At 42.7% G+C, this 8652-nt stretch carries 2 protein-coding genes; one reads left to right on the top strand and one right to left on the bottom strand.

Going from position 1 to position 8652, the window contains the following annotated elements; genetic code table 11:
• The coding region (locus B5D47_RS11435) for a hypothetical protein (RefSeq protein WP_159443499.1) at positions 1-7501 on the top strand (7501 nt) is incomplete at its 5' end.
• Between the two features lie 93 nt (positions 7502-7594).
• On the opposite strand, the gene B5D47_RS05870 is transcribed toward B5D47_RS11435, so the two are convergent.
• Positions 7595-8632: an Rpn family recombination-promoting nuclease/putative transposase gene (locus B5D47_RS05870; protein WP_078930905.1), complete on the bottom strand. Its 1038-nt coding sequence runs from the start codon at positions 8630-8632 to the stop codon at positions 7595-7597.
• Positions 8633-8652 lie beyond the last annotated feature (20 nt).

Here is an 8652-nt window from a genome sequence, read left to right as displayed (position 1 = left end):
CACAGAAAATAAAGAGCCTTATATAAGCACAAAGGCAAGCTCGGAAAAAATCACGGTTTCCGGTGTTGAATACAGCCTGTACAACTCAACTTCTGTAACGGTTGCGGCAAAGGCAAAAGATGCGACAACAAACGTCTCAAATCTTCTATATAATTTGAACGACGAGAAAGACAGTTCATCTTCATTAGTCTGGAAAACCGTGGACAACGGAAACATCACCGTGGAAAACCTTGCGCAGGGCTTAAACACGCTCAAGATAAAGGCCGCCGACGAGGCTGGAAACGAGACTTCACCGTTTGCGATTTCATTCTTCGTGGATTCCCTTGCTCCGGCAGAACCGGCTTTGAAATCTGTTGACAGCGACTCTGACGAAGGCTCAATGGCGGATTTTGCCGCCCAGAACAAGCAGAAGCTCGTAAACGGAAAAGAAGATGTTACGTTCACCCTTGAAGCCACGGACGACACTTCAGGCGGAGAAAACTCTTACAGCGGAATCGCCTCTGTTGAGCTTACAAAAATCGGAAACAAGACCCTTGCCAAGGCAATTTCCGGAACTTTTGTTTCGGAAGGAACCGGAAAAAAAGTCTATTCAATCACAATTCCGGCTGGCGAGCTTGCAAGCGGATCTGCAAACGTGACTGTAAAGGACAAGGCAGGAAACGCGACAACGCTTGGAATGTTCAATCTTCTTCTCGACAAGAATGAGCCAACTGTAACTTTGACGGCACCAGCGGACGCAGACAGCTCAACTTCTGAGCTCGATGTGAACAAGACAATCTCTCTGAGCGCAAGCGCGAGCGACAACCAGACTTTGGACGAAAGCTCAGTTTATCTTGAATACAGCACGGACAATGCAAACTGGGAAATTCTCACAACAGAAAACGCGGGCGAGAATTACAAAGCCGAATGGAATTCAGGAATTTTAGCAAGCGGAATCGACACTTCAAAATTCGCTGACAAGTCAACTGTTCATATCCGCGCGGCGGCGAAAGACGAGGCTGGAAACACTGGATATTCTGACCCTGTTGCGCTTTATGTAAACCAGGACTCTGACCGTCCGATTGTAAAGATAGACAATCTTGCAAGGCTTGGAGACGGAACTTTCATCCTCAAGTACGGAACAAACGCCCAGATTACAGGAACTCTTTCCGACGACGACTCAACTTCAAGCGCAGTTGTAGAGGAATTTGTTATTTCAGAAACTTCTTATACAGGAAGCGAAAGTGTAAAGGGAACAACAACTTTTGACAAGAAGACAGGCGATTTCACATTCACTCCGAGCAGCAAGGAAGACGGAGAAAAGACATTCTACATCTACATAAAAGACAACGGCGGAAGCGAATTCTACACAACGGCTTCAACCGGCACAGATTCCAGCGGAAAAACAACATATCTTAAAAACCCGCGGATTTATCTAAAAACTGATGCTCTTGAAGATTCACTTGCGGCTTCTTCATTCACGTACAAGTCGGATTCGGCTTCTCCTCAGGTTGGAAATGTCGAGGGAAAAATTTCATCTTCTGCTGAAAAAACATCGTACAGCGGAATTTCTGTAAGCTTTGTTGCAGGAGGCGACGACAGTCATCTAAATCTTAGAGTTACAGCAAACGACGCAAACGGAATTGACGGAATTTTGCTTGATGTTACAGATTCAAGCGGAAACACGCTTTTCAAACGCGCAACGGCTTCTGTAATTGCGGAAAACGCGATTGATTCTTCAACAAATGAAAGCGACGGAAACTTAAAATATTATGTGAATTCTTCTGATTCAATAACCGAATCTTCTGACGGAACATCTTACGTTTGGGAGCTTGCTTCTGCTCTTGACTTGGGAAGCGTTCCGACAGGCTCGCTCACAATAACCGTAAAGCCTTACGACAACTCTGGACTTTTCGGAAACGGCTCTTATACATTCATGGTCGATAATTCCGGTCCTGCTGTAAAGATGACAAGCCCAAGCTCTTCAACGATTGTTTCAGGCTCTTCAATCAGTGTTTCTGGAACAGCAACGGAAATCGGCTCAAGCTCGGTTGACTCAATTCAGTGGCTGATTCCTACTAATGAACAGAATGAAAATCTTAATTCGCTTGAATGGAAAGGCGAGCTTAGCAAAGTTTCAACAGCAAGCGCGTGGACATTTGTGTTTAACGGAACTGACAATGCTCTTTTAAGCGAATATACAAAAGACTCTACATATGCACCTCCTGACGGTGATGGTGTTTATACGCTTCCGATTTATTTCAAGGCGACAGACGCGCTTGGAAACTACACAATCTGCAAAGATTATTCAATCAGATACAATCCAGATGCAGACCGGCCTGTTACACAAATTACTTATCCAGATTCTTCAATATTGACGTCAGAAGGATATGCGGTTCTTGGCGGAACAATTCGTGTTACAGGAACTGTAGAAATTCCTTCTGGCGACAGTGTTGCTTATCAAGTCTATCTTCAGGTTTCTAATGATAAGGGTAATTTTGATGATAAAAACACTGCTGTAACTTATGGATTTAAGGTTCTTGATGCTGATGGACTTGAGAAAGAATGGCAGTCATCACAGGGAAGCACAGCGAGCCTCAATTTTGCTGACAGTACAAAGCGCACTGACTGGTGGGGAATTCCTGCAACGCTCTACAGCTCAAAAACTTCCTGGTATATAAAAATCAACGAAGATGGAGAGATGGACGTAAAAGATGACACAAATAACGTAAAAATACGGGTTTGTGGCGTTGGCGAAAACGGAAAAGTTGGACTTTGGTCAGACGCTTACTCAATCCACATTGATAGTCAGGTTCCGCAATACTCGGATTCTCCGCTCTTGTATCAATATTCAAATTCAAGCGAACTTTCAACTGGAGACAAATTCCATAATGCTAATCCGACTTCCTCACAAGCATATTCTTCTGGAATTTACTTGAAAGGACAGTGGTATCTCTGCACAAGTGTAACAGACGAGACAAATGTAAAAGTCAACAGCGTTTCCATTGGCTCAACTTCCCTTTCTTGCGGAAAAGATTATTTTGTTTGGCCTGAAACTGCAAACAACAGCAGCGGAAATGCGAACGGTTCTGAGCAAAAGGATTCTTCTGGAAGAAACATCGCTTATGTCTACATAAAAATTGACACTGACAAGACATCAACACAAAGCTACACAATAACTGCGGAAGATTCTGAAGACAGCGGAAAAAACAACATTTCAACTGCGACATTTGAGGTGAATGCGGACAACGTTGCGCCTGTATTCTCGCTTAACTCTAGCGGAAAGCCTGTGGTTACAGACGGCAACGATTCTGAAATTTCAATGACAAAGCTTAAGAATTCTGACCACGTTGTAACATTCGGCTCGACTGCGACAGATACAGGCTCTGGATTTGAAAGAATAGCGTTCTATTTTGTGCGCACATTTGTGCGCACAGTTGGCGAACAAAAGACCGTTGAACTTCCAATACCTTTAAATAATGGTTCTGCCTGGGAAAATTCTTCTTCTGCGGCTTATGTTGGAGAAATTGCTTCGTCTGGGTCTGTCGGCTTGCAGACAGACAAAGATTTGACAGCTTCAGATGACACAAACTACAGCGACAATGCTCTTTACGGTGTAACGCTTTCAGGAAATTCAACTGTTAATTCTTCTGCAAACACAACAACTTTCACAGCCGATTCTGGTATTTCTAATTACAAATTTATCCGTAAGGGCGGAATTATAAAGCTCTCAGGCATTTACTATACGATTTCAAGCGTAAACGTAGATGAAAAAGCAATTACGGTTGATGGCGCAATTTCGACAACACCAACAACGGCTTTTGTTCCTGCAGCCTTAATTGTGGACAATACTTCTGCCGAATCAATCGGAACTTGGTCTAGTGGTTTTGTAATCAACGGTGATGACGGAGACGGAATCATTGAGTCTGTAAAGAAGAGCGGTTCAACCTGGACATGGAACGCATCGGTTTATCTTGACGAACTTAAAGACGGACCTGTTACCCTTGTAACTATGGCATTCGATAAAGCAGGAAACGTACGTACTCTCGAAACACCTGTGATGATTGCAAATAATACACCTCGTCTTGCAAAAGTCTATCTTGCGACAGACTTGAATGGCGACGGAAAATTCTCAGACAATGAACTTGGTACAAGTAAAATGTCTGACACAAACGTAATTCAAAAGTTCTACAGTGCGCTTACAAACGGAATTAGCGGTCGTTCTCAAGAAGTTCTTACAATTGAAAGCTCTCAAGGTTCTGGAAATACTGGAATTACAATGAGAAACGACCTTGGACTTTCATTTGAATTTGTAGGAAGTGGATTTGAAGGCTACGGAAGTGGAAACGGACAGCTTTTCTACAAACTTGACGTTGCCAAGCCTACAGCAACCGAGGGAACTGTTACTGATGATTACAAGTTTACTGAGGCAACCAGTGGAATTGATGGCGAACTTGTTGTGGCAACTGCCGATACTTATGACAACACTAAAAACTCAACAACAGCTGGCATTATAAGCAGTGAACTTACAGGATTCAAAATTCCGACAAGCAAATTTAACAACGACTCAGAAACAAGCGGATTTAAGTACAATGAATGGGGAGACAATAACAAGATAAATTATATTGGCGTAACATTGTGGGATTCAACAAAGGGCACAACACCAGGAATAGGCGACACAATTGATAAGCAAGGAAATATTACAGAGTTTGGCTCTCAGTGGACTGTTGTAAATATTCCTTTGTATATCGACCTTGTTGATGACCAGTTCCCAGTTCCTAAAATCGCTGCCCCGACAGCGGTCCTAGTTCCTTCAATTACTGACCCGACAGCGCACTCTCCAATCGGACACGTTGATTTAGGCAGCACTTTGCCAGCCGCAAATTTTACTGGAACAAGCGAAGAATTTGACCCGAAAGAATTTGACACGGATACAAAGATTTCTGGAACTGTAGTCTTTACAGGAACAGTAACTGACGAAAAGCGCGTTGAAAGCATTTATCTTACGAGCAAAAGTTTTAGTTCGGAAGCTGTTGATATGGAGGTTGCAACATACGAATCTGGAAAACTCACTGAGAAAGAACTTCCAGCAGGACTTACTGGACTTACTTTTGCAATAACAAGCAACGAATTCAGTACAAAAAACGGACATACCGTTGGCTGGAGTTTGACCGTTGATACAAGTAAAGTTGAAGGTGTTGCTGCCAGTGACGTAAAATTCATAGTTGCCGCATACGACGGAACAAATAAAAACGCTTCCGGTTCAAAAGTTAAGCCTGCTGAATATCAGGCAGACATCGTGCCGTATATTACGGGAATTGAGAGAAGCTCGACAACAAAGAGCACCACGACAATGAACCGCTCTACTTACGGCGAATATCCAGTTGCAGTTGGCGATACATTGAAAGTTTCTGGCTGGAACTTTGGAACTTCACCGACTGTAAATGTTGGAACAAAACCAGCCACGGCTTCAGGGGCAGACGGAACTTCATTTACGATTAAGATTGACGCGCCTGAAAAATCTAGTGGCGCACTAACAAATTCCGGTGAACTTACAGTAACAAATTCCGGTGAACTTACAGTAACAGTAAATAAAATGGTTTCTCTGAACGACAAGAATAACAATGCCTCAAAATCAAACCTCGACTCAGACGGCAAGTTTGACAACAGATATATCCGAGTTTGGGACGTGGGACATTATTTCTCTCAGAGTTCAAGTGGAAATATTCCTACTTTGATAGCAGATAAAAAAGGAAATCTTTTCTCTTCTTGGACGATGATGGGATCTGGAACTGTCCAGCTTCAACGAAATCTTTCAAGTGGAACAACTGGTTATTCTCAAAAACCGTCTTATGCGGGATATGACCAGCCTGACAAAATAACTGCATTTGCTGTAGATAATTCAAAAGATAATGGGGACTTGAGTGTGCTCTTCTTGCCTGCAAATGTAGGAAATGGAGGAAAGGTAACTAATATAGGTTATGCTAATGGAAAAAATATTGGCGGTGCATGGGGGCAGGGAATCAGCAATAGTTTAGGTAATATTTCTGTTTCAATGGGACAGAATAAAACTGTTAAAATTACAGGTAACCCAACACATGCTATTGACGGTACGACAAATGTTGCTGGCTTCCAAATTGCAAGTTACGCAATGGGACGTGAAGTAAGCGTATTTGATGCACCAAGAACTGCAAGATACGGAAATAAATTGCATTATACATATTATGATTCTGTGAATAAGGCTCTTAGATATTCGTATATAGACATGGATGATTATAGTCTAGATACAACATCAAATGCTTACAGATATAATGTTGATGGCTGGGTTCTTATTGATGGAACGTCTACAGGAATCGACAGATTGCATGAAAAGGTTGTGTCTCCGACTGGAACTAAAATTACCAGTGGTGTTAGTAGAGAGGTTGTAAAAACAAATACTGATATTTTCGGAATTTATTCTACGGCAATAGATTCTACTTCTCAGTATAAGGAGGAGAAAGATGGGAAGAAAACAGCTTATGACTACACTAGTGATTTTTCTAATCTTGTTGCAACTGTTAAAGTTTCTAACAAATCTTATCAGACTGCAAATGTCAAAATGGCACAATATTCCGATATGGAAAATGCTTATTCAACAAATGGTATTTCTATAGCTTTGATGTATACAGATGGTTCTGGTAACTTTAAGTATGATTTGCATGATTTAAGTTCAAAACCGACTTATAGTGATGGGGCTTATACATTTACATGGGATACATCTGTTTCCGGAGAAACCCCAACTGGTTGCAGCAGATATACAGTTGCTATATATTTTGGTGCAAAAAATATTGTTTCATCAGGAAGTTCTTCATCTTCTGCTGGTAAATATCAAAGTCTTGCACTTACTTCTAACGGAAAACCTGTGATTGTTTATTATGATGCTGAACATGAACAGTTAAAAATTGCTTATTGTTCTGCGTCTTCAAATGGTGCAACGGCTTCAAATTGGACTCGTCAGGCAATCCCTGACGTTCGCGGTGGAACTTACGTTCAGGCAAAGATTGACGGCGACGATTGTCTGCACATAATGTACCGCAACTCACTCGGCGAGCTCTGTTACTTGAAGTCAACCTATAATCCTGACAATAATCCTGAAAAAAACGGTTACAAATTCGGCAGTCCTATGACAATTGACTCAAGCGGAACTTATGGAACTCTTTCTGTTATGAAAACTGATTCGGGTTACGTTCCTTGTGTATCTTGGCTCAACAGCGAAGGCACTGCAAACGGCGTAAAATACGCGCTTCTCCGCGATGTTGACACTGGCAATGGAAAAACAGAGAGCCTTTGGGACGTTCAGATTGTTCCTGCTGTTGTTGATGGCGGAAACCATTATGTAAGTGGCGGCGAGCTTGTCTACGTTGAAGGAAAGTCTGGCTCATGGAGTGTAAAAGAAGACGGAGTTTCTATGGCTGACTGCGATTCTGTAGTGGGCTTTAACACTGGTCGCATGGACGTTGTGTTCTTAAAGAGTGAAAAATAGTTTTTAGAGGCATACTAGAACAAAAAGCCCGAAAGTTCGAAAGGCTTTCGGGCTTTTTTTGTCTTTTTTTCGGGGAGAAACACCTGTTGAGGCTTATTTTGTGCAGAGCAGACTGTTTTTTATCTCCTCTACCTCGGCAAGGGAAAGTCCGGTACATCGGGCAATCACCTCAGGAGAAATATTCTCTCTTAAAAGGTTTGTGGCATCTTCAACTGCCTTTTGGTGCAGTCCACTGTCATAGCCATTGTCGTAACCTATGCTGTAACCCCGTTCTTTTTCGTAGTTTAGTTCTCTTGCCCAGTCCATGTACTGCCTCCTTGTAAGTGCGTTCTGTTTTGCTTTGGCGGTGCACAGTTCCAGTTCCTGGGTGTAGCTGTCTTCTGTTCTGCCGGTTATAAGCATTTTTAAGAACGCTTTTAGTTCTTTGTCGCTTTCTATCCTATCATAGTTTTCTGCTACGAAAAAGTGTTTAAGACTTCTGTCGCCGAGCCTTATTCTGGGGTTTTGGAGGCAGAGGTTTTCGAAGGTGTAATGGGCCAGCCCCTGTTTAAAGATGTCTTTCAGGCAGATGAATATCACGTGGCTTTCTTTTAATGCTCTGTAGGGCTCTCCGGATTTGAGCATGTCCACATCCATAACCCCCTGGTAATATCTTGACCTCTCCGGCAATTCCCCCGTGTCCTTAACCTGCATCTCCACGTCAAAAACCCTCTCCTCGTCTTTGACGTACACATCCAGCCGTATGCCCTTGGATTCTGTGTCGATTCCTAAGGATTTTTCCCCCAGGATTTCAATTTTTTCGATTTTAACGTGCAGGAGCAGTTCCAGAAGGCGGCGGCAGGTGTCGGGGTTTTCGGTCATCACCTTGTAGAAGATAAAGGTGTCTGTAAGACCTGCCCGCTCCCATTTTTCTTCGGTAGTGAGCATCTCTGGTTCTGTCAGACCTTTATGCGTTTGTGGGCTTCTCAAGTTTTCTGTCTTTTGCAGCATCTCCTGTCTTGCGAGACTTTTTGGCATTTTTGATGTCTCCTGTTTTTGCGGCACCGCTGGTTCTGCCAGTCTTTTTGTGCCTGTGGGATTTTGTGTCTGCATTTGTGCTCCTGCCGGATTTGTTTTTTCGTCTCTGTTCATAAATCTCTCTCCGTAAAAAG

Source organism: Treponema berlinense, from assembly GCF_900167025.1.
Lineage (GTDB): Bacteria > Spirochaetota > Spirochaetia > Treponematales > Treponemataceae > Treponema_D > Treponema_D berlinense.
Note: the sequence above shows the minus strand (reverse complement) of the source record. Positions and strands in the feature narration are given on the sequence as shown.

What these genes read in the sequence shown, in the direction of transcription:
- B5D47_RS05870 (WP_078930905.1), bottom strand. Translation starts at nt 8,632, where the DNA reads ATGAACAGAGACGAAAAAACAAATCCGGCAGGAGCACAAATGCAGACA.